22 protein-coding genes and 1 tRNA gene are annotated in these 26,450 nt (G+C 65.3%); 11 read left to right on the top strand and 12 right to left on the bottom strand.

The genetic code is table 11. The features are described 5' to 3' along the window. Positions 1–10: 10 nt before the first annotated feature. The 4 genes from AC3ANU_RS05740 to aroQ all read left to right on the top strand — a co-directional run bounded on the left by AC3ANU_RS05740 (position 11) and on the right by aroQ (position 5,248). On the top strand, positions 11–934 hold the full coding sequence (locus tag AC3ANU_RS05740; RefSeq protein WP_018768971.1) for a carbohydrate ABC transporter permease: 924 nt from the start codon (positions 11–13) through the stop codon (positions 932–934). 76 nt (positions 935–1,010) lie between these two features. Next, positions 1,011–2,357, top strand: coding sequence for an ABC transporter substrate-binding protein (locus AC3ANU_RS05735; protein ID WP_134164153.1), 1,347 nt, complete (start codon positions 1,011–1,013; stop codon positions 2,355–2,357). Positions 2,358–2,509: 152 nt separating this feature from the next. Beyond that, positions 2,510–4,702, top strand: coding sequence for an alpha-galactosidase (locus AC3ANU_RS05730; protein ID WP_056392573.1), 2,193 nt, complete (start codon positions 2,510–2,512; stop codon positions 4,700–4,702). A gap of 81 nt (positions 4,703–4,783) precedes the next feature. Continuing rightward, positions 4,784–5,248, top strand: coding sequence for a type II 3-dehydroquinate dehydratase (gene aroQ, locus AC3ANU_RS05725; protein ID WP_056392571.1), 465 nt, complete (start codon positions 4,784–4,786; stop codon positions 5,246–5,248). Between the two features lie 10 nt (positions 5,249–5,258). Here aroQ and AC3ANU_RS05720 read toward each other — a convergent pair whose 3' ends face one another. Continuing rightward, complete coding sequence (locus AC3ANU_RS05720) at positions 5,259–6,443, bottom strand: MarP family serine protease (RefSeq protein ID WP_134164154.1); 1,185 nt, start codon at positions 6,441–6,443, stop codon at positions 5,259–5,261. A 195-nt stretch (positions 6,444–6,638) separates the two neighbouring features. Here AC3ANU_RS05720 and AC3ANU_RS05715 point away from each other — a divergent pair, with 195 nt between their 5' ends. Beyond that, positions 6,639–7,316, top strand: coding sequence for a Crp/Fnr family transcriptional regulator (locus tag AC3ANU_RS05715; protein WP_011775987.1), 678 nt, complete (start codon positions 6,639–6,641; stop codon positions 7,314–7,316). Positions 7,317–7,447: 131 nt separating this feature from the next. On the opposite strand, the gene arfA is transcribed toward AC3ANU_RS05715, so the two are convergent. The 8 genes from arfA to sp36 all read right to left on the bottom strand — a co-directional run bounded on the left by arfA (position 7,448) and on the right by sp36 (position 15,109). Next, positions 7,448–8,986 carry an arabinosylfuranosidase ArfA gene (gene arfA, locus AC3ANU_RS05710; RefSeq protein WP_488315622.1) on the bottom strand — a complete coding sequence of 513 codons (1,539 nt, stop codon included), beginning with the start codon at positions 8,984–8,986 and terminating at the stop codon, positions 7,448–7,450. Positions 8,987–9,051: 65 nt separating this feature from the next. Beyond that, positions 9,052–9,948 (bottom strand): carbohydrate ABC transporter permease, encoded by an 897-nt coding sequence (locus tag AC3ANU_RS05705; protein WP_018768977.1) that lies wholly within the window; start codon positions 9,946–9,948, stop codon positions 9,052–9,054. Positions 9,949–9,950: 2 nt separating this feature from the next. Beyond that, entirely contained in the window at positions 9,951–10,853 is a 903-nt protein-coding gene (locus tag AC3ANU_RS05700; RefSeq protein ID WP_018768978.1) for a carbohydrate ABC transporter permease, read from the bottom strand. 26 nt (positions 10,854–10,879) lie between these two features. Beyond that, positions 10,880–12,145: an extracellular solute-binding protein gene (locus AC3ANU_RS05695; protein ID WP_478223412.1), complete on the bottom strand. Its 1,266-nt coding sequence runs from the start codon at positions 12,143–12,145 to the stop codon at positions 10,880–10,882. A gap of 290 nt (positions 12,146–12,435) precedes the next feature. After that, on the bottom strand, positions 12,436–13,434 hold the full coding sequence (locus AC3ANU_RS05690; protein WP_026265720.1) for a LacI family DNA-binding transcriptional regulator: 999 nt from the start codon (positions 13,432–13,434) through the stop codon (positions 12,436–12,438). Between the two features lie 59 nt (positions 13,435–13,493). Further along, positions 13,494–14,405, bottom strand: a complete 912-nt coding sequence (locus AC3ANU_RS05685; protein WP_110541722.1) for an NUDIX hydrolase — start codon at positions 14,403–14,405, stop codon at positions 13,494–13,496. A gap of 15 nt (positions 14,406–14,420) precedes the next feature. After that, positions 14,421–14,954 carry a RidA family protein gene (locus AC3ANU_RS05680; protein ID WP_488315621.1) on the bottom strand — a complete coding sequence of 178 codons (534 nt, stop codon included), beginning with the start codon at positions 14,952–14,954 and terminating at the stop codon, positions 14,421–14,423. Beyond that, on the bottom strand, positions 14,954–15,109 hold the full coding sequence (sp36, locus tag AC3ANU_RS05675; protein ID WP_009359196.1) for a Sp36 family protein: 156 nt from the start codon (positions 15,107–15,109) through the stop codon (positions 14,954–14,956). The genes AC3ANU_RS05680 and sp36 overlap by 1 nt, the downstream gene beginning before the upstream one ends. 37 nt (positions 15,110–15,146) lie before the next feature. Between sp36 and AC3ANU_RS05670 the strand changes: the two genes are divergently transcribed. The 5 genes from AC3ANU_RS05670 (at position 15,147) to AC3ANU_RS05650 (ending at position 22,348) form a co-directional block, all read left to right on the top strand. Then, a complete protein-coding gene (locus tag AC3ANU_RS05670) occupies positions 15,147–17,471 on the top strand; it encodes a transglycosylase domain-containing protein (RefSeq protein ID WP_488315620.1) in 2,325 nt (774 codons plus the stop codon). Between the two features lie 6 nt (positions 17,472–17,477). Further along, positions 17,478–18,422, top strand: a complete 945-nt coding sequence (locus AC3ANU_RS05665) for a metallophosphoesterase (protein ID WP_488315619.1) — start codon at positions 17,478–17,480, stop codon at positions 18,420–18,422. A 135-nt stretch (positions 18,423–18,557) separates the two neighbouring features. Beyond that, positions 18,558–20,366, top strand: coding sequence for an ABC transporter ATP-binding protein (locus tag AC3ANU_RS05660; protein WP_488315618.1), 1,809 nt, complete (start codon positions 18,558–18,560; stop codon positions 20,364–20,366). Beyond that, positions 20,363–22,189 (top strand): ABC transporter ATP-binding protein, encoded by a 1,827-nt coding sequence (locus tag AC3ANU_RS05655; protein ID WP_056392561.1) that lies wholly within the window; start codon positions 20,363–20,365, stop codon positions 22,187–22,189. The genes AC3ANU_RS05660 and AC3ANU_RS05655 overlap by 4 nt, the downstream gene beginning before the upstream one ends. Positions 22,190–22,271: 82 nt before the next feature. Continuing rightward, positions 22,272–22,348: transfer RNA gene (locus AC3ANU_RS05650), tRNA-Pro, on the top strand. Positions 22,349–22,486: 138 nt separating this feature from the next. On the opposite strand, the gene AC3ANU_RS05645 is transcribed toward AC3ANU_RS05650, so the two are convergent. After that, the gene (locus tag AC3ANU_RS05645; protein WP_488315617.1) at positions 22,487–22,705 is read right to left on the bottom strand and encodes a hypothetical protein; all 219 of its coding nucleotides are present in this window, start codon (positions 22,703–22,705) and stop codon (positions 22,487–22,489) included. A 128-nt stretch (positions 22,706–22,833) separates the two neighbouring features. On the opposite strand from AC3ANU_RS05645, the gene AC3ANU_RS05640 reads away from it, so the two are divergent. Then, the gene (locus tag AC3ANU_RS05640; protein ID WP_018768988.1) at positions 22,834–24,102 is read left to right on the top strand and encodes a helix-turn-helix domain-containing protein; all 1,269 of its coding nucleotides are present in this window, start codon (positions 22,834–22,836) and stop codon (positions 24,100–24,102) included. 48 nt (positions 24,103–24,150) lie between these two features. Here the strand turns inward: AC3ANU_RS05640 and AC3ANU_RS05635 are convergent, their stop codons facing one another. Together AC3ANU_RS05635 and purD are read right to left on the bottom strand one after the other, a co-directional pair. After that, positions 24,151–25,089: a phosphoribosylaminoimidazolesuccinocarboxamide synthase gene (locus AC3ANU_RS05635; protein ID WP_018768989.1), complete on the bottom strand. Its 939-nt coding sequence runs from the start codon at positions 25,087–25,089 to the stop codon at positions 24,151–24,153. Between the two features lies 1 nt (position 25,090). Further along, positions 25,091–26,407 carry a phosphoribosylamine--glycine ligase gene (purD, locus tag AC3ANU_RS05630; protein ID WP_488315946.1) on the bottom strand — a complete coding sequence of 439 codons (1,317 nt, stop codon included), beginning with the start codon at positions 26,405–26,407 and terminating at the stop codon, positions 25,091–25,093. Between the last annotated feature and the right edge of the window lie 43 nt (positions 26,408–26,450).

The following is a 26,450-nucleotide window of genomic DNA, read 5'->3' as shown; positions in this document are numbered from 1 at the left end:
GGACACTTCCATGACCACCGCAAAAGTCTCCGCACCCGCCCGGCCCGCCACCCGCCGTCGTCCGTTCAACTGGCGCCGCACCGCCGCCTGGTTCCTTGTGGCCATCGCCGTGGCCGTCTCGGTCCTCCCCTTCTACTGGATCCTCCGGACGGCACTGTCCACCAACGGGGCCCTGGCCGGCAACGCCACCAACCTGCTGCCCGCAGAATTCAGCCTGGGCGCATTCCAGCGCGTCTTCGGCCTGCAGTCCCCCGAAGAGGCAGTGGCCCAGGGCGGATCCGGCGCGCAAATCGACTTCTGGATCTACCTGCGCAACTCCGTGCTCTTTGCCTCCATCACCACCACCGGCGCAGTGTTCTTCAGCGCCATGGCCGCCTACGCCTTCGCCCGGCTGCGGTGGCGGGGACGGAACCTGGTCTTCAGCCTGTTCCTGGCCACCATGATGGTGCCGCCGATCTTCACCGCGCTGCCCAACTTCCTCCTGATCAAGAACCTGGGCCTGCTCAACACCATGGCGGGGCTGGTACTCCCCTACATCTTCATGACCCCGTTCGCCATTTTCTTCCTCCGGCAGTTCTTCCTGAACATGTCCCGCGAGGTGGAGGAAGCGGCAATGCTCGACGGCGCCAAGCACCTTCGGATCTTCTTCCAGATCATCCTGCCAAACGCCGCAGCCCCCATCGCCACCCTGGCCCTGCTCACCTTCATCGGCCAGTGGAACGAGTACTTCTGGCCGCTGCTGGTGGGCCAGGAGGAGTCCGTCCGCGTCCTCACGGTGGGCCTGGGCGTGTTCAAGTCCCAATCGCCGCAGGGAGCGCCGGACTGGTCCGGCCTCATGGCAGCCACGCTGGTCTCCGCCCTTCCCGTCCTGATCCTGTTCGCCGTCTTCGGCAAGAAAATCGTCAACTCCATCGGCTTCTCCGGCATCAAGTAATCACCCCTTCCCTCGAAATTCCCCCTCCCGGCGCGCGCCACGGCGGCCTGCCCGGAAGCACCCTGAAAGGACCCCCATGAACCTGAACAAGAAAGCACTCGGCTCCCTCGCAGCAGCCGCGGCAGCAGTCCTGGCCCTCTCCGCCTGCGGAGGCGGCGGCTCCGCGGAAGCCGGCAAGGGCGAGATCAACTACTGGCTCTGGGACGCCAACCAGCTCCCCGCCTACAAGCAGTGCGCCGACGACTTCCACAAGGCCAACCCGGACATCACCGTCAAGGTCACCCAGCGCGGCTGGGACGATTACTGGGGCACCCTGACCAACGGATTCGTGGCAGGCACCGCCCCGGACGTCTTCACCGACCACCTGGGCAAGTACCCCGAATTCATCAAGAACAAGCAGCTGCTCGCCCTGGACGACGCCGTCAAGAAGGACAACATCGACACCGGCATCTACAACTCCGGCCTGGCGGACCTCTGGGTGGGCCAGGACGGCAAGCGCTACGGACTTCCCAAGGACTGGGACACCATCGCGCTGTTCTACAACACCAAACTTGCCGCGGACGCCGGCGTCACCCCGGAGCAGATGGCCAACCTGACGTGGAATCCGAAGGACGGCGGTTCGTACGAAAAGACCATCGCCCACCTGACCGTGGACAAGAACGGCAAGCGCGGCGACGAGCCCGGCTTCGACAAGAACAACGTTGCCGTCTACGGGCTCGGCCTCAACGGCTCCGGTTCCGGCCAGGGCCAGACCGAATGGAGCTACCTGACCGGCACCACCGGCTGGACGCACACGGACAAGAACCCGTGGGGCAAGCACTTCAACTACGACGACCCCAAGTTCCAGGAAAGCATCGACTGGTTCGCCGGGCTGGTGGAGAAGGGCTACATGCCCAAGCTCGAAACCACGGTGGGCGCCAGCATGGCCGATACCTTCGCCGCCGGCAAGTCCGTCATCAACGCCAACGGCTCCTGGATGATCGGCCAGTACACCGGCTACAAGGACGTCAAGGTGGGCATCGCCCCCACCCCGGTGGGTGTCAACGGCAAGCGCGCCAGCATGTACAACGGCCTGGCGGACTCCATCTACGCCGGCACCAAGAAGCCCGAAGCCGCCATCAAGTGGGTCGAATACCTCGGCTCCGCCGCCTGCCAGGACGTGGTGGCTTCCAAGGCCGTCGTCTTCCCCGCCATCAAGACCTCCGCAGACAAGGCCGTGGAAGCCTTCAAGGCCAAGGGCGTGGACGTCACCCCCTTCAGCCAGCAGGTCAAGGACGGCACCACGTTCCTCTACCCGATCGCTGACAACGCCGCGAAGGTTGACGGCATCATGAAGCCGGCCATGGACTCCGTGGTCTCCGGCAAATCCAAGGCCAGCTCCCTGACGGCCGCCAACGACCAGGTCAACGCCCTCTTCAAGTAACCCCCGCACGTGGCTGCGTATGTGGTCGCAGCCACCCGGCCGGGTGCCGCCGTCCCCTCCTCGCGGCGGCGGCACCCGGCCTCCCCTTCCCGTGATTTTCCTTTTGCGCGTTCGTGACGACGCAATCCCTGAACACTGAAAGAGACTTCCCTATGGATCCCTTGCACCTCCGTTCCGCCGGCACCAGCCTGGTGATCAGCTTCGACAGCGGAGAGGCCGAAGTCATCCACTGGGGCGCCGAGCTGGGCGCAGACCTGCCGGACCTGGCCATCCTCACGGCTGCGGTGCCGCCCTCGTCGATCGACGTCCGCGTTCCCGCGGGCCTCCTCCCCCAGGCTTCCTCGGCCTGGCGCGGGCGCCCGGCCCTGCGTGGCCACAGGATCACGGACAGCGGCGCCGGCCGGGACTTCTCCTCCCGCCTCCGCGTCACCTCCGTCAGCACCGAAGGATCCTGCGCCACCATCGTGCAGGCCGACGGCGACACGGGCCTGAGCGTCGCCACGTCCCTTGCGCTTCATGCGGGCGGCCTGCTGGAACTGCGCCACACCATCACCAATGAGGGAACCACGCCTTTCCAGGTGGACGAGCTGGCGACCGTCCTGCCCGTGGCACCGGACGCCGTCGAACTCCTTGACCTGACCGGGCGCTGGTGCCGCGAGCGGCATCCCCAGCGCCGCCCCATCCAGCAGGGCACCTGGGTTCGCACCGGCCGGCACGGCCGCACCGGCCACGATTCCTCCCTGCTGTTCGCCGCCGGCACCAAGGGCTTCGGCAACCGGCACGGCAGGGTGTGGGCCACCCACCTGGCCTGGAGCGGCAACCATGAACAGTTCGCCGACACCATCGGCGACGGCCGGACCATGATCGGCGGTTCCGAGCTGCTGGGTCCCGCCGAAGTCATCCTTGAACCAGGTGCCCGCTACACCACCCCCGCGTTGTTCGCCGCCTACTCCGACCACGGCCTGGACGGCATTACCGAAGCGTTCTACAGCTGGTTCCGCTCCCGTCCCCACCATGTCCTGCCCGCCGCGTCCACCGGCCTGCCCGCCGGCAAGCCGCGGCCCGTCGTCCTCAACGTCTGGGAGGCCGTCTACTTCAACCACAACCTGGACATCCTGACCGAACTGGCGGAATCGGCCGCCGACCTCGGCGTGGAGCGCTTCGTGCTCGACGACGGCTGGTTCCGCGGCCGCCGGGACGACCATGCAGGCCTGGGCGACTGGTACGTGGACGAAACCCTGTGGCCCAACGGCCTGGCCCCCCTCATCGACGCCGTCACCTCCCGCGGCATGGAGTTTGGGCTGTGGGTTGAACCGGAGATGGTCAACCTTGACTCGGACATCGCGCGCGCCCACCCTGACTGGATCGTGGGCCCGTCGGCGAAGGCACACAAGGACGGCGGCCGGCTGCCCCTGGAGTGGCGCAACCAGCACGTCATCGACCTGGTGAACCCGGACGCGTGGCAGTACATCTACGACCGGATCGACGGGCTCCTGTCCGGCAACAACATCAGCTACCTGAAGTGGGACCAGAACCGCGACCTCGTGGAACACGGCCACGCCGGCGCCCCTTCCGTCCACGCGCAGACCCTCGCCGCGTACCGGTTGTTCGACGAGCTCCGCAAGGCACACCCCGGCGTGGAGATTGAAAGCTGCTCCTCCGGCGGCGCGCGCGTGGACCTGGGCATCCTGGAGCGGACCGACCGGATCTGGGCCTCGGACTGCAACGATGCGCTGGAACGGCAGACCATCCAACGCTGGACCGGCGCGGTGGTCCCGCCCGAGCTGGTGGGCAGCCACATCGGCCCCACCACGTCGCACACCACCGCCCGCACGCACGACCTGTCCTTCCGGGCCATCACCGCCCTGTTCGGCCACTTTGGCATGGAATGGGACGTCCGGAGCGTCCAGGGCAAGGAGCGCGACGAACTTCGGCGCATCGTGGGCCTGTACAAGGAACACCGGGACCTGATCCACAGCGGCCGCCGGGTCCACGCGGACGTCGCCGATGATGCCTTCCTGCTGCACGGCGTGGTGGCGGACGGGTCCATCGCGGACAGCACGACGGCGGCCCTGTTCGCCGTTGTGGGCACGCGCACCTCTGCCGCGGAGCAGCCCGGACGCATGGGCCTCCCCGGCCTGGAGCCGGAGCGGAATTACCGGATTGAGGTCCTCGCCCCCGTCCAGGAGGACGCCGACTACGCGCACACCTTCACCCAGGCGCAACCGCCGGCGTGGCTTGCCGGTGGAGCCGTTGCCAACGGCCGTTTCCTCGCGGAGGTAGGGCTGCCGATGCCGGTGCTGAACCCCGAGCATGCCCTGCTGCTGAAGGCGACGGCCCTCTAAACAGCCATCGGACCCCCTGCCCGCCGCGCATCCGGACGTAAGAATGCGCGGCGGGCAGGGCCAACCGATAGATTTGCAGGCATGACTGAAGCCTCCTCCACTGTCGAAGCCGGCCGCGGCACCATCCTGGTCATCAATGGCCCCAACCTGAACCTGCTGGGTACGCGGGAGCCGGAGAAGTACGGCACCTCCACCCTTGCCGATGTGGAGCGGCTGGCCGCTTCCGCCGGAGAGCGGCACGGTTTCGCAGTGGAGTGCGTCCAGTCCAACCACGAAGGCGTCCTGCTGGACACCATCCACGCCGCCCGGGGCACCGCGGTGGGCATTGTCCTGAACGCCGGCGCCTTCACGCACACGTCCGTTGCTCTTCGTGACGCCCTGGCCGCGGTGCAGGTGCCCGCCGTCGAGGTGCACATCACCAACGTGCACCAGCGCGAGGAATTCCGGCACCACTCCTACCTGTCGCCGGTCTGCGCGGCGGTGATCGTTGGTGCCGGGGTGTTCGGCTACAAACTTGCCATCGACTACCTGGCCGAGGTCCTGTAGCCGGGAGCCGCTACTTCTGGATGCACTGCCCGGAGGAGACGGGTGTGGACAATGCGGGTGCCTGCTCCGCGACCGGGTCAAGATCGTTCATGGTGATGGCGAACCCCACCTCGGCGTCAGAGGTTGCCTTGGCAAAGACCACCCCGGCCACCTGGCCGTCAGTGGTCAGCAGCGGGCCGCCCGAGTTTCCCGGCTGCACGTCCCCGGCAAGGCGGTAGATGTCCTCCGGGGACGGGTTGTTCCCGTAGATGTCCGGGACCAGGACCGTGGCAATGTCCTGCACGGTGGCGGGCTTGGACTGGAAAGGCCCGCCGTGCGGGTACCCGGCGAACGCGGCCTGGCTGCCGCCGGGCAGGTCGCGGCTCAGCGGCAGCGGCCGGGACGGCAGGTTGTCCACCGCCAGGACCGCCAGATCCCGCTTGGTGTCGAAGTAGACCACGCGGCCGGGCATCGCACCGCCGTCGGGCATCTCCACTACCGGCTGCGACACGCCCGCAACGACGTGGGCGTTGGTCACCACGCGGTCCGGGGAAACCACGAAGCCGCTGCCGGTCTGGTTCTGGCCGCATTCGTAGGCAGTGCCGGCGATCCTCAGGACGGACTGCGCCGCTTTGTTCAGCGCCGGAGTGTTGGTGCTGGTGTTGGGCACCTGGACCGCCTGGCCCTGGTCCAGCCCTTCGATCAACGTGGGAATGCCGTTGCCGATCACAGTGGACCGCAGCTGCGCCATGGTGGCCTTGACGGGGGTGGGGGTGAGCCCGTCGATGAAGCGGATCACCTTGGACTCGGCCAGCTGCTGGGACACGAAAGGCACGCCCAGGGAGCTGACGCTGAACGCCAGCATGGACATGACCAGCGCGGAGACCACCAGGTTCAACGCCCCGCCCACCAGCCGGTCCACCGCCCGCAAGGGACGGATCCGCACCACGCCGCGCAGTTGCCGCCCGGCCATGGTGCCCAGGCCATGTCCCACGGCCATCAGCACGACGGCGGCAGCGATGATGGCGGTAAGCCTCCACCCGGAGTCCTCGACAAAGGTGCTGACGAGGGGGACGGCAAAGAATGCGGCGATGGCACCGGCAGCAAACCCGGCGAGGCCGCCGACAGTGACCAGGAACCCGTTGCGGAGGCCATAGATCAGGTATGACAGCAGCGCCAGGATCAGGACGATGTCCAGGACAGTCAGGCCGACCACAAAGGCTCCTTATTTACAGTTGAACCCCCATTCTAGTGGCGGACGCTGACAATCTTCTGTGGCGTGCACCGCCCTCCGGCAGACCTGCATTCGGTTGCCCGCAGGCGTTTCGGCTGCCAAGTTCGTCACAGAACGTTGAAAATTCTGAAACAATGGCACAAGCGCCACAGCCGATACTTTTACTCAGGAGATTTCATGGACATCGAGGTACTGCGCCGAGCACCCCTTTTCGCCACGCTCGACGACGACGCATTCCGGCTGCTGACGGACGAGCTCACCGAGGTGGACCTGTCCCGCGGCGCTTCGGTGTTCCGCGAAGGTGACCAGGGTGACCAGCTGTACTTCATCGTCTCCGGCAAGGTAAAGCTTGGCCGCACCTCGCCCGACGGCCGTGAATCGCTCCTGGCCATCCTCGGCCCGGGCGAGCTCTTTGGTGAGATGGCGCTGTTCGACCCCAGCCCCCGCACCGCCACCGCCACCGCGGTCTCCGAAACCCGGCTGGCCGGGCTGAAGAACGAGAGCCTGAACGCCCTGCTGCGCACCCGCCCGGAGGTTTCGGCCCAGCTGCTGCAGGCCCTGGCCCGCCGCCTGCGCCGCACCAACGACTCCCTCTCGGACCTTGTGTTCTCCGACGTCCCCGGCCGCGTGGCAAAGGCGCTGCTGGACCTGGCGGACCGCTTCGGCCGGCCGGCTACCGACGGCGTCCTGGTGGCCCACGAGCTCACGCAGGAAGAACTGGCGCAGCTGGTGGGCGCCTCCCGCGAAACGGTCAACAAGGCCCTGGCCGAGTTCGTCCAGCGCGGCTGGCTGCGCCTCGAAGCCCGCGCGGTGGTCATCCTGGACATGCAGCGCCTCCGCCAGCGCTCCCGCTAGGACAAACAAAAACCAGAACCAAGAAATACCAGGCCCAACAAAAACCAGGCCCAACAGGAAAGGCCGCCCCTCGGGGCGGCCTTTCCTGTGCCTGACCTTTTGTGCCTGACCTTTTGTGCCTGGAACGTGGGTCAGTTCTTCGCCACGTCCAGTTCCACCACAGCCCACGACAGGGCGGGAAGTCCCAGCCGGAGCTCAGATCCGGTTGCCTTGGCTCCCTCAAGCGGCTTCAGGCCCACCCGGTCGGGTTTTTCCTGGTTGTTGATGGTGAAGCGGTCGCCGCCTTCCGGGATCTCGAGCACCTCGGCCCTGACCACCCGCCGTGCGTCGAAGCCCCGCGGGCTGACCTCCACGTCCGCGGCCTCTTCCAGGCCGCGGTTGGCCAGGAACAGGGCCACGCGGCCGGTTTCCTCGTTCCAGGTGGCGCTGACATCCACCAGGTCCGTGTCACCAAACCGGCTGTTGGCGTACTGGTCCGAGTCCACGGACAACCGCAGGATCTGGCCCTTGGCCAGCTCTGCCATCCGGGCGAACGGGTGGAAGATGGTCTGGCGCCAGGCCGGGCCGTTCTCCTCGCTGAAGATCGGGGCGATGACGTTGACCAGCTGCGCCTGGTTGGCGATTTTGACGCGGTCGCCGTGGCGGAGCAGCGAGTTCAGCAGGGTTCCCACCACCACGGCATCCGTCACGTTGTACTTGTCCTCGATGAGCCGGGGGTGCTCGCGCCAGCCGGCCTTGGCGACGTTGCGCAGCTGGTCCTCGGTGTCCCGGCCGCGCTGGTACCAGACATTCCATTCGTCGAAGGAAAGGTTGATGTGTTTCTTGTGCTTTCCCTTCGCCCGGACGGCGTCGGCGGTTGCGATGACTGACTCGATGAAATAGTCGGTGTCGACTGCGCTGGCGAGGAAGCTGCCCACGTCGCCGTCGTGCTCCTGGTAGTAGGCGTGGAGGGAGACGTAGTCCACCTCGTCGTAGGCATGGGTCAGGACAGTCTGCTCCCAGGCGCCGAAGGTGGGCATGCCGGAGTTGGAACTTCCGCAGGCCACCAGTTCAATGTCCGGGTCCACGAAACGCATGGCCTTGGCGGCTTCCTGGGCCAGACGGCCATATTCCTCTGCGGTCTTGTGGCCGATCTGCCACGGCCCGTCCATCTCGTTGCCCAGGCACCAGAGCTTGATGTTGAACGGATCCTTGTGGCCGTTCTTCGCGCGGAGGTCGGACCAGTAGCTGCCGCCGGGGTGGTTGGCGTACTCGACGATCTCGCGGGCCGCGTCCACTCCCCCGGTGCCCAGGTTGATGGCTTCCATGATTTCCGTGCCGGCCTGGCGGGACCAGTCCACGAATTCGTGGAGGCCGAACGCATTGGTCTCCACGGTGTGCCAGGCGCCGTCCAGCCGGCGGGGCCGGTTTTCGCGGGGGCCGATGCCGTCTTCCCAGTTGTAGCCGGAGACGAAGTTGCCGCCCGGGTAGCGGATGACGGTGGCGCCGAGTTCCTTGACGAGTTTGAGGACGTCCTGCCGGAAGCCGTTTTCATCCGCTTCAGGGTGGCCCGGTTCGTAGATGCCGGTGTAGACGCAGCGGCCCATGTGCTCCACGAAGGAGCCAAAGAGGCGTCGGGGGACTTCGCCGATGGTGAAGTCGCGGTCGAGGGTGATCCGTGCGCGGGACATGTGGGACATCTCCTTGGTTGTGGTTGGTTCGCAGGTGTGGGTCTGGATGGGCGGAAGGTGCCGGCTCAGGTTCCGGCGAGGCCCGTCGTCGCGACGCCCTTGATGATCTGGCGCTGGAAGAAAAGGAACACGAGGATGAGCGGCAGCGCCGCGAGCAGGGCGGACGCCATGTTCTGCGCGTACTGGATGCCGTAGGCGCTCTTGATGGTTTGCAGGCCCACCGGGAGGGTGAGCAGCGAGGCGTCGTTGGTGGCGATGAACGGCCACAGGAAGTTGTTCCATGCGCCGATGAACACAAAGATGGCGACGGCGGCCAGGATGGGCCGGGACAACGGCAGGATGATCTGGGTGAAGATCCTCATGCGGCTGGCACCGTCCATCACCGCGGCCTCCTCAAGTTCGCGGGGAATCTGGTCGAAGAACTTCTTGAGTACGAACACCATGGCCGGGTGGATGACCTGGGGCAGGATGATGGCCCATGAGGTGTCCACCATGTGCAGGGCGAGCATCTGGTAGAAGAGCGGAATGATCAGGACCGGCGGCGGGACGATGATGGAGGCGATGATCACCGTCATCAGCACCTTCTTGCCCTTGAAGTCGATCCGGGACAAGGCGTAGGCCACGAGCGCCGAGATCACCAGGGTGATGGCCGTGATGGCGGCCGAGGTATAGAGGGAATTCCACGTCCAAAGCGGGATGTTTCCGTCCTGGAAGACCTTGACGAATGCGTCGGCAGTAAAGCCCGACGGCGGCAGCCAGCTGACCTTCGGAGCTGCGGCATCCGTCTCGCTCTTGAAGGCGGTGGCGGTGGCCCAGGCGAACGGGACCAGCCACAGGACCGCGATGGCCGCGGCCACCACCAGGGTGGCGATCTTGCCCGGGGTCATCGTCTTGCGGGGCTGGCGGGTTTCCTGGCTGGTGTTGGTGCCCGGCCGGGGCCGGCTGATGGTCTGGGTTGCCATGGTTATGCACTCCTGCGGCGGGTGATGACGAACTGCATGACCGAGACGACCACGATCAGTCCGAAGAAGATGTAGGAGATGGCTGCGGAATAGCCCAGCCGGTAGCCGGTGAACCCGGTTTCGAAGATGTACTGCACCACCGGCCTGGTGGACCCTCCGGGCCCGCCGGCGGTCATCTGGTACACCTGGTCGAAGATCTTGAGCGAGGCAAGGACCTGGAGGAGCACGATCATCACGGTGGTGGGGCCCAGTTGCGGCAAGGTGATCGAGAAGAGCTGGCGCCAGGCTCCGGCGCCGTCGAGGGATGCCGCCTCATAGTGCTGCTGCGGGATGTTCTGCATGGCCGCCAGGTACAGCAGGAAGTTGAACCCCACCGTCCACCACAGCGTGGCAATGACGATGGCCCACATGGCCACGTTGGGGTCGTTGAGCCAGGCGACTTTGGGGATGCCGATCCTGGACAGGGAATCGTTGATGAGGCCCAGCTGCGGGTTGTACATCCAGCTGAAGAACAGCGAAACGACGGTGGACGCGAGCAGGTACGGGGCAAAGTAGGACAGGCGCCACAGCCACTGCGCCGGCAGGCCGGCGTTGAGCAGTGCCGCCATCACCAAAGCGACCAGCACCAGCGGGACCGTGCTGATGACGGTGAAGTAGAGGGTGTTGCCGAGCGAACGCCACATGTCGGCATCGGCGAAGGCTTCGGCGTAGTTCGCGAAACCGATCACGCTGTCGTTGGCTCCGGTAAGGGACTTGCCGGTGAGGCTCATATAGATGCCGTAAAGAACCGGCCACACCAGGAAGACGACGAAGAAAGCCAGGAAGGGCGCCGCAAACCCCCAACCGCTGAGGTTGCTCCTGGCGAGGCTCCCGGTCCTGCGCCGGGCTGCTGGTGAAGAACTCATGAAGGACTCCTTTGTCGCTCGGGCGGTTAGACCGGATTTGGCCGGGAAAGAAGGGTGTTGGTGCGCTTTTCGAAGGCGTCCCATCCGGCCGCTGCCTTGTCGCGGCCTAGGAGGACGTTTTGGACGTTTTCGGCAAAGTAGGTCTGCCAGTCGGAACCGGAGCCGCTGAACCAGGCTTCGGGATCGTAGGCAATGACGTCCGCGGCGTTGGCGTAATGCACCTGCGGTGTGAGGGCCTTATACGCCTGGGACTGGACCACGGGCTGGTAGGCGGGGATGTGTCCTGCCTCCGCCCAGGACAGCGATCCTTTGAGGATGTCGCTGACGAACTTGTAGACATCGCGCCGCTTCGTATCGTCCACGTTCAATTGCCGTGGCAGGACGAAGGAATGCGAGTCCGCGTACGCGGCCGGGGTGCCAAAGAGCGTGGGGATCGTTGCAGCGTCCACCGGGAGGCCTGCCTTCTTCATGGTCGGCAGTTCCCAGACGCCGCTGAACAGCATGCCCGAGCCGCCGCGGGCGAATTCCGCGATGCCGGTGCTGATGTCGCCGCTCTTTGCCGCAATGGTGTCGTCGAAAAGCGATGCCATGAATTCCAGCGACTCAATGGCGGCGTCCCGGTCAACCTTCATCGGCTGGCCCGGCGTCAGCGTCATGTCGGCGCCGTGCTGCTTGTAGAGCGTGTAGAACAGCCGCCACATCTGGGATCCGCTGCCGAGGTAGCCAAAGGACAACCCGTGGGCCTGCGTGACCTTCTGCATTTCCTTGGCCATGGCCATGAACCCCTGCGGGGACGTGACCTCCTGCAGCTGCCCGTTACCACCCAGGACGCCGGCCTTGCGGGCAACGTCCGTGTTGTAGAACATGATGAACGGGTGCGAATCCAGGGCGATGGAAAACACCTTGCCGTCCTGCTGGCTCTTCTGCCAGATCCGCGGGGCAAAGTCGGCGCCGGTGACGCCGTGCTCTGCCAGCAGCGAGAGGTCCCAGGGCTCAATCAGGCCGCCCGGGGCGTAGCCCGGGACACGGCTGGCGTGCATGATGGCCAACTCCGGCGGCCGGCCGCCGGCCGAGGCCATGGCGAGCTTGGTGTAGTAGGGCGGGCCCCACGCAAGGACGGTCGGGTGCACCTTGAACCCGGGGTTGGCTTCGTTCGCCTTGTTGATCATGGCCTGCATCTTGATGCCGTCGCCGCCGGACAACAGATGCCAGAACTGGATGTCCCTGGCGGCCGCTGCGGAGGCATTCCCACCGCACCCTGCCAGGCCCGCCGCAGCAATGACGCTGCCCATTGCTGCGGTTCCCGACAACAGCTGCCGTCTCGACAGCTGCCTGCCTGCGAAAAAATCAAACTGCTTCACCCGTCACTCCTTTGGATGGGTCCGCTGAAAGTCATTCCCGCGCCACAAACCGTTGCTGCCGCATGCTGGGCAGCCATGCCCCGCGGGGCCCCGGTGTGACGCACGCCTCACATTACATCGATGTAATGGCCACCGCAATGGATAATTGTTAGCGTTCGCAAAGTGACCCGCCACTCTCGATTAGGGCTCCCGCGCCAGGATCCCGGTCGGAGGGCAGGAGCCTAGGAGGTACTCTGCCGTTCCACGATCCGGTAATCGATGGCCACTACCTTCTGCGGGCCCTCACGGTCGGCCATGCGCTCGGTCAGGAGGCGCAAGGCCTCCCTGGCCACCTGGCGCTTGTCAAAGGAAACGGTGGTCAGTGACGGCACTGCATACCTGGCGTCGGCGATGTCGTCGAAGCCGGCAACGGCCACGTCGTCGGGCACCCTGATGCCCCGCTTCCACAGCACACTGAGGGCCCCGATGGCCATGGAGTCGGTGAAGCAGAACAAGGCCTCGGGCAGGGGATGCGAGTCAAGGTAGGTGGACAGCGCTTTCGCCGCCGTATCCGGGCTCCACTTTTCGCAGGGGATGATCAGTGAGTCATCCCAGCCAATGCCAAGTTCTTCGAGTGCAGCCTGGTACCCACGGGTGCGGAGGACGGCCGCCGCCGAGCCCCTGCCTTCCGCGGCCCCCAGCACGGCAATACGGCGCCTGCCGGTGCTGCCCAGCGCCAGCGTCATGTCCCGTGCGGCGGCAACACTGTCCACCCATACACGGTCAGCCAGTTTCTGCGTCACCTCACCCAGCAGGACCACCGGAGGCAGGGCAACCCCCACCTTCACGGCACTCTCGTCCAAAACCACGGGGTTGAGGATGAGCCCGTCGATGAGGTTGGACCGCGCCCGCGACATCAGCTCGTATTCGCGCGTGGGATCGGACCCCGTCTCCTCGATCTGCACGCTCCACCCCTGCTCGTGGGCCACCTCCACCACGCTGTGTGCGATCTCGGCGGAGTACGGCGTGGCCAGATCGGGCAGGGCCAGGGCGATGACGCCCGACCTTCCGTTGCGCAGTCCCCGGGCAGAGAGGTTGGGAACGTAGTCCAGTTCCGCCATGGCCTGCTCCACCTTGATCCTGGTGGGGCCGCTGACCGGAACAATGCCGTTCATGACGTTCGAGACGGTCTTTGGCGAAACCCCTGCGAGGCGCGCTACGTCCTTGACCGTTGCGCGCAAAGGCGCCCCCTTGCTCCCGGTGTGGCTTTGGTGAAGATTTTACCCGGCTCCGTGGCGCGTCAGCGTTCGCGCTGGTGGTCACCCGCCACGGTTTTCGCGGCCTCCACTTCGAGCATGAGCTTGCCGTCTTCCTCGACCAACGTGGGCTGGTACACATGCGGCTTGCGCTTGTAGCTCAGGTAGGCGATGCAGCCGTTGGCAGCCGCCATCTTCTCGAGCATGATTTCGGAGCCGGGAACCAGCAGTTCACCCAGTGGGCGGCCCACGGTGTTCTCCTGGCCGGCCTCGTCGCCGAGGGCGCTGGTGTTCCGGTCCTGGATCACCTGCGCAACGTTGACCCACCGGCCCCAGACGCCCTTGCCTTCGAGCAAGGACGGTTCCTGGCCGAGCGGCACGGTGGCCGCAAAGTAGCGGGTGTCGAACCGGCGGTGCGCGAAGTCGGGACTGCGCCAGTTGACGAGGGATTTGAGCAGGTCCGTGCGCAAGGACAGGCCACGCTTGCCGAGCACCTGGGCCAGCGTCTTCTCCTGGTCAGCCACCGCAATGCGGGCCCGCATCCATTCGGGCGTGGAGGTGGCCTCGACGGTGTTGGACATGTCGGGACCGGCCAGCAGAATGCCCGTTTCCTCGAACAGTTCCCGGACCGCACCCACCACGTGGCGGCGTGCCAACCCTATGTCGTCAGTCCCCATCTGCTCGGCCCAATACTGCGGCGACGGGCCCAGCCAACCCATGGCGTCGTCGTCGGCCGGGTCGAGGGAACCGCCCGGGAACGCGAGCACGCCCAGCGGCGAGGAGCCGGGCCGGTAACCCAGCCACGTCTCCAGGCCGGTGGGCGAATCGCGGAGGAGGACCACCGAGGAGGCGTAGCGGGCGGCACGGGGGGTCCGCTCGCCGTGTTCGAGCCAGCTTTGCGCTGCCCCTTCAAGATCCTGGGGAAGTGCAAATAGGCGTCGTGCGAGGTGTGGCAAGGGAATTGTCCGGTCTTAGCTGAATTCGGCGATCAGCTCGACCTCTACGGGAGAGTCGAGCGGAAGTACGGCAACGCCGACGGCGGAACGGGCATGCTGCCCGGCGTCACCAAGAACACGGCCCAGCAGTTCGGAAGCGCCATTGACGACGGCGGGCTGGCCCGTGAACGAGGGATCCGAAGCGACGAATCCGACGACCTTGACGATGCGGGTTATCCGGTCGAGGTCGCCGATGACGCTCTTGATGGCGGCGAGGGCATTTACAGCGCAGACGGCGGCGTATTTCTGTGCGTCCTCCGGGGAAACGGTGGGCTCGTCGGCGTACCCTTCGGTACCGCCCGACACCTTGCCCGTAGCTTCGAGTTTGCCGTTAATAAATGGCAACTGCCCGGAGGTGTAGACATGGCTTCCGGAAACCACGGCGGGAACGTAGGAGGCCACCGGGGCGGCGACCTCCGGAAGCGTGATTCCAAGTTCCGCCAGGCGCTGTTCGACGGCGGACACGGGCGCCGTTGCGGCACTGGACTGGGCTTCTGCTGGTGTGCTCATTACTGCTTCTCCCTTTTGAGGTAGGCGACAAGGCCGTTGCCGTCCGGTCCGGGGACTACCTGGACGAGCTCCCAGCCGTCCTCTCCCCACTGGTCCAGGATCTGCTTTGTGGCGTGAATGATGAGCGGAATCGTCGCGTACTCCCATTTGGTCATGAGAGAAAGCGTAGCCGTTGCCGGTAAAGTGGAAAACATGGCGACTCGCAACAACCCCTTATTCGACACTGCCACCACACTGGGTAAAATCCTTCTTTTCCTTGGTGTGAGCGCGATTTGCGGTGTCCTGGTGGCCGGCCTGCTGGTCCCCGCCGCGGCCGTTTCCGGCAGTGCGGCAAGCGGTTCCATCGACTTTTTCGACTCCCTCCCGGCGGAGCTGAAGGTCGATCCCCCGAGCCAGACCACCCGTATCCTGGCCGCGGACGGCAGCGAGATCGCCAGCGTCTACACGGAGAACCGCACCAAGGTCCCGCTGGACCAGATTTCCCCGAACATGAAGAATGCCATCATCGCCGTGGAAGACAGCCGCTTCTACGAGCACGGCGGTGTGGACACCACCGGCATCCTGCGTGCGCTGGTCGCCACCGCCCGCGGCAACAAGCAGGGCGCATCAACCATTACGCAGCAGTACGTCAACAACGTCCTCAACGCGAACCTCGCCGCCGCCGGTGAGGAAGACCAGATCAAGCTCAACGGCGTCAACAAGGGCGTTGGGGACAAGCTCCGCGAGATGAAGCTCTCCATCGCCCTGGAGAAGGATTTCACCAAGGATCAGATCCTTGAGGGCTACCTGAACATCGTGTTCTTCAACCGTGATGCGTACGGCATCGAAGCCGCTTCGCGCTACTTCTTTAGCACCACCGCCAAGGATCTGACCCTGCCCCAGGCGGCACTCCTTGCCGGCCTGGTGAACAGCCCGTCGGCCTTCGACCCTATTACCAACCCGGAGAAGTCCAAGCAGCGCCGCGACCTGGTGCTGGGGTTGATGAAGGACCAGAAGAAGATCACTCCCGAGGAGTACCAGGCCGCCGTGGCCACGCCGGTGGAGCCGAAGGTCACCCAGCCCAAGCAGGGCTGCTCCTATGCGGCCACCGCCCCGTACTTCTGCGATTACATCCTCCACCTGCTGGAGAACAACCCCGCCTACGGTGCGGACGTCAAGGACCGGCAGCGGCTGATCTACGGCGGCGGCCTGACCATCACCACCACACTCGACCCCAACGCCCAGGCCACCGCCCAGGAGCAGGCAAACGCCGCCACGGGGGCCAACCCGGACAAATGGGGCGCCTCGATGGTTTCCGTCCAGCCAGGCACCGGCAAGATCATCTCGATGGCCCAGAACACGACGTTCCTGCCAGGCCAGGGGTTTGACTCGCAGTTGAACTTTAACGTGGACAAGCTGGACAAGGACGGCAACGACCTCAACGGAATCGGCGGTTTCCAGCCCGGTTCGACCATGAAGCCATTCACCTTCGCCGAGTGGCTGAATGAAGGCAAAACCATGAACACGGTGGTTAACGCCGCCCAGCGGGTCTACCCCATCGGCTACCCGTGGAAGGACACCTGCGGCAAGGTCGTGGACGGTTACAGCACGGCCCAGAAGAACGCTGGCTTGGGCGCCGCAGATGACCTGCAAAATGCTGAGCCGCAGTGGTACCGACCGCTGACAGTCCTCGAAGGCCTCTACAACTCCATCAATACTGTGACGTTTGCGTCCGCCGCCCAGCTGGATCTGTGTGGAATCCAGAAAATCGTGGACGCAACAGGAATGCACAGTGGCCTGCCCTCCGGAGACGACCCTCACCCGAAGATCGACATGTCGACCCTGGGCAACCTGCTGGGGTCCACCCAGACGTCGCCGCTGACCATGGCGAGTGCCTTTGCCACGTTCGCGAATGACGGCAAGTACTGCGAACCCATCGCCATCACCTCCGTTGTCGACGCTACGGGCAAGCAGCTTCCGGCCCAGTCCAGCAGCTGCCGGGATGCCATCAAGCCCGAGGTGGCCAGGGGCGTGAACTACGCACTGCAGGAAGTCCTGAACCGCGGTTCAGGTTCGCTGATCCAGCCCCGGATCTCCACCAAGACCAGCTTCCCCATCGGCGCCAAGACGGGTACGTCGAACCTCAATGGTTCCACCTGGGTTGTTGGCCACACCACGGGGCTTGCAACCGCTGCCTGGTTTGGTGATCCGCTCGGCAACCAGGGCCGCGCAGGGCAAAACGTCACGATCAACGGCAAGTTTTACCAGGGCATTGACGGCTACATGATTGCCGGACCGATGTTCTCCAACTTCATGACCAAGATCGCACCGGCGTACGGGACCAACCCGTTCCCCGCGCCTCCGAGCAACATGATCAACGGAGCCACCACAACCTCGCCTAACAGGACTACCACCCCGCAGGCCACCCAGGCTCCCGTTCCTGCCCCGCAGGCGACGCAGGCTCCTGCCACGCAGGCTCCCGCTCCGGCGCCAACCAGCAATGGCAACGGGAATGGGAATGGAAAGGGCAACGGCTGACCGCGCATGAGCATCGATAGCCTGGCAGGCCGCGCCCGATCGATCGGGCGCGGCTTTGCCGTTACCGCGGGCGCCGGAGCCGCGGCCGGAATGGCCGCTTTCGGGTATGGCCTGTGGGAAAAGAACCAGTTCGTCCTCCGCGAAGAGACCCTGGCCCTCCTGCCGGCCGGCCGCGCCCCGTTCCGGATCCTGCACTTGAGCGACATCCATTTCGTGCCGGGACAGCGGAAGAAGGCTGACTGGCTGGGGTCATTGGCCGACCTTCGGCCGGACCTGGTGGTCAATACTGGAGACAACCTCAGCCATGTCAAAGCAGTGGACCCGCTCCTGGACGCATTGAAACCACTGCTGCAGTTCCCGGGCGTCTTTGTCCCGGGCTCCAACGACTACTTCGCGCCCAGTCCCAAGAACCCGGCGTCTTATCTGCTGGGACCATCCAAGGTGAAGCCAAAGCCGGTTGCCCTCGACTGGCCGCGGCTGCGGTCGGGCTTTGGCATGAGCGGCTGGGTGGACCTGACCAACCGCCACCAGTCGCTGGTTCTCAACGGCATGCGCTTCGATTTCTCGGGGGTGGACGATCCCCACCTGAAGCGCGAACGGTACGCGGGCTGGCCCCGCGGAACGGTAAGCCAGGATGCCAAGGACCACCTCAAGGTCGCGGTCATCCATGCGCCCTACCAACGGGTGCTGGACCACTTCACGGAAAGCGGCGCCGACCTCCTGCTGGCAGGCCACACGCACGGCGGGCAGCTGTGCATCCCGGGGTATGGTGCCGTGGTGGCCAACTGCGACATCCCCACCTGGCGGGCAAAGGGCCTCCACGACTGGTCCAGCAACGGAAGCACGACGCCGGTGAACGTCTCCGGCGGCATCGGCACCTCGCGCTTCGCACCAGTCAGGATCGCCTGCAAGCCGGAGGCTGTCCTGCTGACCCTCACTTCCCCCAGCTGAACCGGAGCATTACGGTCCGCAATAACTGGGCAAGCAGTCGCCGGGGTGTCACGATAGCTGTGAATCGTCTCACGCCCTTGGCATAGGGTAGTTGCTACAGGAAACTACATTCGTTTTAGAGCTTGAGAAGCGGGCATGGCCAAGCAGACTCCATTCTTTCGATCCATCAGCCGTCTCTACCCCCACGTCCGGCCCATCATGCCCCGCCTTTTGCTCGGGCTTCTCTGCGCGCTCCTGGCCAGCATCGTGGCGCTGACCATCCCGCAGGTGCTCCGGATCCTGGTCAACACCGCGCTTCAGCCCGGCGGAGCACCGGAAGCGGTGTGGACGTCCGCGGGCGTCATCCTGGTGCTGGGCGTCGCGGAAGCTGGACTCGTGGCCCTGCGCCGACAGTTCGTCATCAACCCGGCCACGTCGGTGGAAACCCGGATGCGGGTGTCCCTCTACGACCACCTGCAGGACCTGACCGTTTCGTTCCACGACCGGTGGGGTTCGGGCCAGTTGCTGTCCCGCGCCATGACGGACCTGAACTTCCTGCGCCGCTGGATGGCCTTCGGCGCCATCATGCTGGTGGTCACCACCCTCACCGTGATTATTGGCATCGTGGCCATGTTTTCCATGAGCTGGCAGCTGGCCCTGATCTTCCTGGCTGCGGCCGTCCCCATTACGATCAACAGCTTCCGGTTCCGCACCCGGTTCAGCAAAGTAGCGCGGCGCAGCCAGGACCAGGCCGGTGACCTTGCCACCACCGTGGAGGAATCCGTCCACGGCATCCGTGTCCTCAAGGCCTTCGGCCGCAGCCGGGAAGCCCTGGAGAACTTCAATGAACAGGCGGAGGAACTGCGCCAGACGGAGATCGCGAAGGCGCGGCACCAGGCAACGTTTACCTTGGTGGTCACCCTTCTCCCCGAACTCGCCCTCGGCGCCGGGCTGGTGGTCGGCGTCATGCTCTGCGCCAGCGGCCAGCTGAGCATCGGGGCGCTGGTGGCATTCTTTGCCACGGCCGCCGTCATCGCCTCCCCCGTTGAGTTCTCCGGCATGCTGCTGGCCATGGCACTCACGGCCAAGTCCGCCGTCGACCGCCACTACGAAGTGATGGACACCCCGAACTCCATCACCAGCCCTGCCCAGCCCCGCCGACCGGACGAACTGGCCGGGGCGCTCCGGTTCAGTGATGCAACGTTCGCTTTCGAGGACGCACCGGACAGGCCCATTCTCAAGGACATCAACCTGGACATCCGGCCCGGCGAAACCATGGCCCTGGTGGGCATCACCGGCAGCGGCAAGAGTGCGCTGATCCAGCTGGTGCCGCGCCTGTACGACGTCACCGGCGGCGCCATCACCATCGACGGCGTCGACATCCGGGACTTCGGCGTGGAGGAGCTGCGCCGGATCGTGGGGGTGGCCTTCGAGGACACCACGCTCTTTTCCAATTCCGTGCGGGACAACGTCCTGCTCGGCGCCCCGGCCCGCACAGAGGAGGTCCTGGACGAGGCCCTCGATGTGGCGCAGGCGCACTTCGCCTATTCCCTGCCCGGGGGTGTGGACACGTTGATCGGCGAGGAAGGCCTGAGCCTGTCCGGCGGCCAGCGGCAACGGATCGCCCTGGCACGTGCCATCGCCGCCCGTCCGCGGATCCTGGTCCTGGACGACCCGCTGTCAGCCCTGGACGTCCACACCGAGGAGCTGGTGGAGGCCCGCCTCCGCGAGGTCCTGAAGGACACCACCACCCTGATCGTGGCCCACCGGCCGTCCACCGTGGCCCTCGCGGACCGGGTGGCCCTGCTGGAGGACGGCCGCATCGCCGCCGTCGGAACGCACACCGAACTGCTGGCCCATAACCAGCACTACCGCTACGTCATCGCCAGCCTGGACCGGGAGCCGCGGGACCTGGACTCTGAACTGTCGGCACTTGAAGACAATGCTGAGGAAGTGTCCCGATGAGCACTGCAACGTTCGGCACCGCCAATGAAGACAATGCCCACCTCAGCAAGAGCGACAGCCGGGCAGTACGACGGCGTTCACTTGCCCTGCTGCGATCGCTGATCCGTCCCGTGCGGGCCCGGTTCTGGCTGACCATCGCCATGGTGGTCCTGTCCCAGGCCGCGCGGGTGGCCGGCCCGGCACTGATCGCGTTCGGGATCGACCATGCCCTTCCCGCCCTCCAGGCCGGCAACAACGCCCCCTTGGTGTTCACCGGCGTCGGCTACCTTCTGGCAGCCATTGCGACGGCGGGACTCACCGCCCTGTACGTCACCTCCACGGCGCGGCTCAGCCAGGCGATGCTGCTGGACCTCAGGGTGCGCGTCTTCCGGCACACGCAGCGGCTCAGCCTGGAGTTCCACGAGAAATACACCTCCGGCAGGATCATCGCCCGGCAGACCTCAGACCTTGAAGCACTGCGCGAACTCCTCGACTCGGGGGTCAGTTCACTGGCTTCGGGAATGCTCTTCATGGCCTTCACCGCCGTCACCATCTTTGCCCTGGACTGGCGGAGCGGTTTGCTGGTGCTGGCCGCCGGCGTGCCGATGTTCTTCCTGTCGCGCTGGTACCAGAAGCACTCGCAGATTGCCTTCAGGGAGTCCCGCGTGGTCTCCGCCCGGCTGATCGTGCATTTCGTGGAGACCATGACCGGCATCCGCGCCGTCAAGGCCTTCCGCAAGGAGAAGGAGAACTCGGAGCGCTACGGGAAACTCGCCGAGGACTACCGCCTGGTCACAGTCCGCTCCATCAACCTCAACGGCATCTTCCAACCGGGACTGGTGCTGATTGGCAACGTCTGCGTTGCCGTGGTCCTGCTCTTCGGCGGATTCCGGGTGCTGGACGGCGGCCTGGCAGTGGGCGTGCTCCTGGCCCTCATCCTGTCCACCAAGCGGTTCTTCCAGCCGGTGGACCAGATGGCCATGTTCTACAACTCATTCCAGAGCGCGCAGGCAGCACTGGAGAAGGTGTCCGGACTGCTCGAAGAGGTTCCCACGGTCCGGCCACCCAGGAACCCGGTGGCCCTGCCCAGCGCCACCGGACGCATCGACTTCAACGGCGTCGAGTTCCGCTATGGCGACGGTCCGTTGGTGGTGCCGCGCCTGGACCTGCACATCCCGGCCGGACAGACAGTGGCGCTGGTGGGACAAACGGGCGCTGGAAAATCCACCCTGGCCAAACTCATCGCCCGGTTCTACGACGTCACCTCCGGAACGCTCACCCTGGACGGCGTGGACCTCCGCGACCTGGCCACCACCGACCTCCGCCGGAACATCGTCATGGTCACCCAGGAGGCCTTCCTGTTCAGCGGCTCGGTGGCGGACAACATCGCCCTGGGCCGGCCGGAGGCATCACGCGCCGAAATCGAAGAGGCCGCCAAGGCAGTTGGCGCCCACGAATTCATCCTTGAACTTCCCGAGGGCTACGACACCGACGTCAACAAACGCGGCGGCAGGGTCTCCTCCGGCCAGCGGCAGCTGATCAGCTTTGCCAGGGCGTTCCTGGCGCAGCCGGCCGTGCTGATCCTGGACGAGGCAACCTCCTCACTGGACATCCCGTCCGAACGCCTGGTGCAGGCCGGACTGGCCCGCCTGCTGGCCGGCACGGAAGCCAGACGCCGGACGGCGTTGATCATCGCCCACCGCTTGTCCACGGTGGAGACGGCGGACCGTGTCCTGGTGGTGCACGACGGGCGGATCGTGGAGGACGGCACGCCGGAGGAACTGATCGGCGGCGGCGGACGCTTCGCCGACCTGCATGGGGCGTGGAAGGACTCCCTGGTCTGACCCGCGTCCCGCCCGGACCGGGCAGGATTTCGCATCGGGACCCGGAATCGGCTATCCTTGTAAAGTTGCTTTTGCAGCGGATCGGGATGTAGCGCAGCTTGGTAGCGCGCTTCGTTCGGGACGAAGAGGTCGCAGGTTCAAATCCTGTCATCCCGACCATAACGAAAAGAGGGTCTCCTTGCGGAGGCCCTCTTTTTTGTCTCGATGTGGCCACGGCCCGGCACACCGGGGTTAAAACGAGTGGCCCCGGAGCTGTTGCTCCGGGGCCACTCTCGCCTCCTGATGTGAGGAAGCTGTTTAGGCGGGATCAGGCCAGTTACCAACGTAGGTTGTAAAGGTAGTATCGGTGCTCTTGTCCTTCTTCACCTTTGCCGAGGCGGGATCAGGCCAGTTACCAACAGCTACCGACACACCCGAATTATCGGCGACGGAACCTGAAGCCAGGACGGCCGGAGCCGCCGCAGAAAAAGCCAGGGCCCCAGCCAGGACGGCCGCGGTTGCGATCTTCTTCAACATATAAGTTCCTCAATACGAGTCGGATTCGTTACAAAGCCAGCACTGTCCTTGTTGACACACATTGTAAAATATTTTCCACAGGGACTGTCAAGCATTCGGCAGCCCAAGTGTCCAAAAGGAGGAAACGCGTGGGCAACGGGTTCGGAGAAAAGCTCCGCGCGGAGCGCCTGGAGCGTGGACTGACACAGGCCGAACTGGGCAAGGACCTGTATTCACCCAGCTACATTTCGCTGCTGGAAACCGGCCGCCGGGAGCCGACAGCCGAAGTAATTGAAGAATTGGCACGCAGATTGGAACTGGCCCCCAAGGCGCTGGAGGCTTGGAGCCAGCCAATTTCCGTGAGCGACGCCGAGTACGTGCTGGCAGGCCTCTATGCCCGCCAGGCGTGGGACCTTCGTGATTATCCACTGGCGGCAAGCCACGCTGCCACGGCCGCAAAGATTGCCCTCGAGGGGCGGAACACCAGCGCCTGGTGGAACATGACCTATATGCAGGCCGAATGCCTCATCAAACAGGGAAACTGGCGCGAAGCCCAGAAGATCATGGAGCACTTACTGGAGCACCCCATGGCCAGGGAATCCGCCGGCCTTGCCGTACGGGCACACCAGATGCTGGCGGGTATCTACCAGGGACAAGGCCAGCTGAGCCTTGCCGTGGACCAGGGGATCCAGGCAGTGGACCTCTGCAGGCAGCTTCCCAAGGGATCCACCCTGATCATCAACGCCCATCACGCGCTGATCGGGGCGCTTGCAGAAAGCGGGCGGCTCGACGAGGCCTGGAAGTATTGCCAGGCCATGATCGACCACGTGGATGAGCTTTCCATGACGCAGCTCGCCGGCGAGGTGGCCTGGGTTGTGGGGAACGTTGCGTTCATGCGGCATGACTACACGGAAGGCGTCAAACACCATGAGCGGGCAGCACGCCTGCTCTCCCCCGCCAATGACATCGAACTGTGGGCCCGGTTCAACAAGGCCTCCGCAGCCGTCCGGCTTTCCTCGGGGATCGTGGAGCCGGAGACCCTGTCGGCAATCGAACGTGCCGAACTGGCCTTGTCGATTGTGGGTGGGAACAAGTCCGATCAGCTGGAGGTCGCCTTCATCCGTGCCCGCTGGCTGTACCTGACCGGGGACATTGTGGCCGCCGTCGAAAAGCTGCGGGAAATCCACGCCGAACGCGCGGAGCTCGCCAAGCACACCGCGGGTGAAGTTTCCCTCCTCCTGGGCAAGTCCCTCAAGGCCGCGGGTGATACGGACGAAGCACTGGTGCATCTCGAGGAAGCCCAAAAGGCCTTCGCCACTGCCGGCGCCCAGGACCGGGTTCAACAGGCGCTGGACGCGATCCTCGAGATTAAGCTGGCGCAGAAACGCGCCGCCGCTGCGGCTGCGAAAGCCAGCTGACCAGGCCAGGTAAACCCGCAGTGCGGGCTTACCTGGCTTCCGGTTGTTCTAGGAGAACGCCTTCCCCGTGATCTTCTCGTATGCTTCGACGTAGCGGCTGCGGGTCCGTTCCACTACTTCAGCGGGGAGCGCCGGCGGCGGCGTGTCCGAGGCCTTGTCCCAGCCGGACTCCGCCGATGTCAGCCAGTCCCGCACATACTGTTTGTCGTAGGACGGCTGGGCCTGGCCCGGCTTGTAGGTGGCAGCGTCCCAGAAACGCGAGGAATCCGGGGTCAGCACCTCGTCGCCCAGAGTGATCGACCCGGAGGCTGCGTCGTAGCCGAACTCCACCTTGGTGTCCGCCAGGATGATGCCGCGCTCCCGGGCGATCTTTTCCGCCGTCGTGTAAATCTTCAGTGTCAACTCACTGAGGCGGCCCGCGATGTCGTCGCCCACCAGCGCCACTACGGCGTCGTAGGTGATGTTTTCATCGTGCTCCCCGATCAGCGCTTTGGCCGACGGCGTGAAGATGGCGTGCTCCAGCCGGGATCCGTCCACCAGCCCTTCCGGCAGCGGGATGTTGCATACGGTTCCGGAGGCCTTGTACTCCTGCAGGCCGGAGCCCGTGAGGTAGCCGCGTGCGATGCATTCCACCGGGAACATGTCCAGCTTCTTGCAGATCATGGCCCGGCCTTCAACCTCGGCCGGGACGCCGTCCTCCACCGTGGAGCCGAGCACATGGTGTTCCACGCCCAACTGGTCGAACCACCAGAGGCTCAGTTGCGTGAGGATGCGTCCCTTGTCCGGGATTTCGCTGGACAGCACATGGTCAAAGGCGCTGATGCGGTCGCTGGCCACCACCAGTACGCAGTCCTGCCCAACGCGCTGCAGGATGGATTCGTCGGCGGGCTCATAGAGGTCGCGCACCTTGCCGGAGTAGACGTGGGTCCAGCCGGGAAGATCCAGTGTTTTGGTGGCGTAGCCGCGGTTCTCTCGGTTTTCAGTCATGTCAGGCCTTTGCTTTCACGATGGGCATCGAACCGGTGGCGCCGTAAGGAACCTTGATCTCGCCACGGGCGGCTTTGCGGGCGATGTCGGTGCGGAACTGCGCCCCGTCCAGCTGAACCAGCTCCACGCCGTCGTACGCTTTCTCGCGCGCCTCCACCAGGTCACTGCCCAGGGCGACAACCGCCAGGACACGGCCGCCGGCGGACACCACCTTGCCTTCCTTGTCCAGGGCGGTTCCGGCGTGGATAACGTGCACGCCGTCCAGCGCTTCCACTTTCTTGAGGCCACGGATCCGGTCACCGGTGCGGGGCGTGTCCGGGTAGTTTTCGGAGGCAATGACGACGGCGACGGCGGACTCCTTGGACCACCGCAGCTCCTCAGCCTTGTCCAGTTCGCCCTTGGCGGCGGCCATCAGCAGCGCACCGAGGGGGGTCTTGAGCCGGGCGAGGACGGCCTGGGTTTCCGGGTCGCCGAAGCGGACGTTGAACTCGATCACGCGGGTGCCGCGTGACGTGAGGGCCAGGCCGACGAACAGCACGCCGACGAAAGGGGTGCCGCGGCGGGCCATCTCGTTGACGGTGGGCTGGGCCACGCGTTCAAGGACTTCCTGCACCAGTCCCTCGGGGGCCCACTCAAGCGGGGTATAGGCACCCATGCCGCCGGTGTTGGGCCCTTCGTCATTGTCGAAGATGCGCTTGAAGTCCTGGGCGGGCGAGAGCGCCACCGTGTTCTGCCCGTCGCAGAGCACAAACAGGGAAACCTCCGGGCCGTCCAGGAACTCCTCGATGACCACGGAGCCGCCGGCGTCGAAGCAGGACTGGGCATGCGCCAAAGCTTCATCGCGGTTGCGGGTGACAACAACACCCTTGCCGGCGGCGAGTCCATCGTCCTTCACCACGTAGGGGGCGCCGAAGGTGTCCAGTGCCGATGCTGCTTCCTCGGCGTTGGTGGCCACCATGGCCATCGCCGTGGGGACGCCGGCTTCCGCCATGACCTCCTTGGCGAAGGCCTTTGAGGCCTCCAGCTGGGCTGCTGCCTTGCTGGGTCCGAAGACGGGGATCCCGGCTTCGCGGACGGCGTCCGATACGCCGGCGGCCAGCGGAGCTTCCGGGCCCACCACCACGAGGTCCACACCGAGCCGTGCGGCCAGCCCGGCGACCGCGTCGGGATCGTTGCCGTTGATGTCGTAGGTGGGAACCAGTTTGCTGATGCCGGCATTGCCAGGTGCCGCGTGGACCTCGGACACGTTGGGGTCGGCGAGCAGGGAGCGGACAATGGCGTGTTCGCGGCCTCCGGGGCCAATGACGAGTACCTTCACAGTGTCCAAGGGTACTTTGTGCACCCTCCCCGCTCCTAAGCTG

Source organism: Arthrobacter sp. SDR-2R, assembly GCF_057747955.1.
Note: the sequence above shows the minus strand (reverse complement) of the source record. Positions and strands in the feature narration are given on the sequence as shown.

Excerpts from the sequence above, each read along its gene's own strand:
- AC3ANU_RS05740 (WP_018768971.1), top strand. The coding sequence starts at position 11 with ATGACCACCGCAAAAGTCTCCGCACCCGCCCGGCCCGCCACCCGCCGT.
- AC3ANU_RS05735 (WP_134164153.1), top strand. The coding sequence starts at position 1,011 with ATGAACCTGAACAAGAAAGCACTCGGCTCCCTCGCAGCAGCCGCGGCA.
- AC3ANU_RS05730 (WP_056392573.1), top strand. The coding sequence starts at position 2,510 with ATGGATCCCTTGCACCTCCGTTCCGCCGGCACCAGCCTGGTGATCAGC.
- aroQ (WP_056392571.1), top strand. The coding sequence starts at position 4,784 with ATGACTGAAGCCTCCTCCACTGTCGAAGCCGGCCGCGGCACCATCCTG.
- AC3ANU_RS05715 (WP_011775987.1), top strand. The coding sequence starts at position 6,639 with ATGGACATCGAGGTACTGCGCCGAGCACCCCTTTTCGCCACGCTCGAC.
- arfA (WP_488315622.1), bottom strand. The coding sequence starts at position 8,986 with ATGTCCCGCGCACGGATCACCCTCGACCGCGACTTCACCATCGGCGAA.
- AC3ANU_RS05705 (WP_018768977.1), bottom strand. The coding sequence starts at position 9,948 with ATGGCAACCCAGACCATCAGCCGGCCCCGGCCGGGCACCAACACCAGC.
- AC3ANU_RS05700 (WP_018768978.1), bottom strand. The coding sequence starts at position 10,853 with ATGAGTTCTTCACCAGCAGCCCGGCGCAGGACCGGGAGCCTCGCCAGG.
- AC3ANU_RS05695 (WP_478223412.1), bottom strand. The coding sequence starts at position 12,145 with ATGGGCAGCGTCATTGCTGCGGCGGGCCTGGCAGGGTGCGGTGGGAAT.
- AC3ANU_RS05680 (WP_488315621.1), bottom strand. The coding sequence starts at position 14,954 with ATGAGCACACCAGCAGAAGCCCAGTCCAGTGCCGCAACGGCGCCCGTG.
- sp36 (WP_009359196.1), bottom strand. The coding sequence starts at position 15,109 with ATGACCAAATGGGAGTACGCGACGATTCCGCTCATCATTCACGCCACA.
- AC3ANU_RS05670 (WP_488315620.1), top strand. The coding sequence starts at position 15,147 with ATGGCGACTCGCAACAACCCCTTATTCGACACTGCCACCACACTGGGT.
- AC3ANU_RS05665 (WP_488315619.1), top strand. The coding sequence starts at position 17,478 with ATGAGCATCGATAGCCTGGCAGGCCGCGCCCGATCGATCGGGCGCGGC.
- AC3ANU_RS05660 (WP_488315618.1), top strand. The coding sequence starts at position 18,558 with ATGGCCAAGCAGACTCCATTCTTTCGATCCATCAGCCGTCTCTACCCC.
- AC3ANU_RS05655 (WP_056392561.1), top strand. The coding sequence starts at position 20,363 with ATGAGCACTGCAACGTTCGGCACCGCCAATGAAGACAATGCCCACCTC.
- AC3ANU_RS05645 (WP_488315617.1), bottom strand. The coding sequence starts at position 22,705 with ATGTTGAAGAAGATCGCAACCGCGGCCGTCCTGGCTGGGGCCCTGGCT.
- AC3ANU_RS05635 (WP_018768989.1), bottom strand. The coding sequence starts at position 25,089 with ATGACTGAAAACCGAGAGAACCGCGGCTACGCCACCAAAACACTGGAT.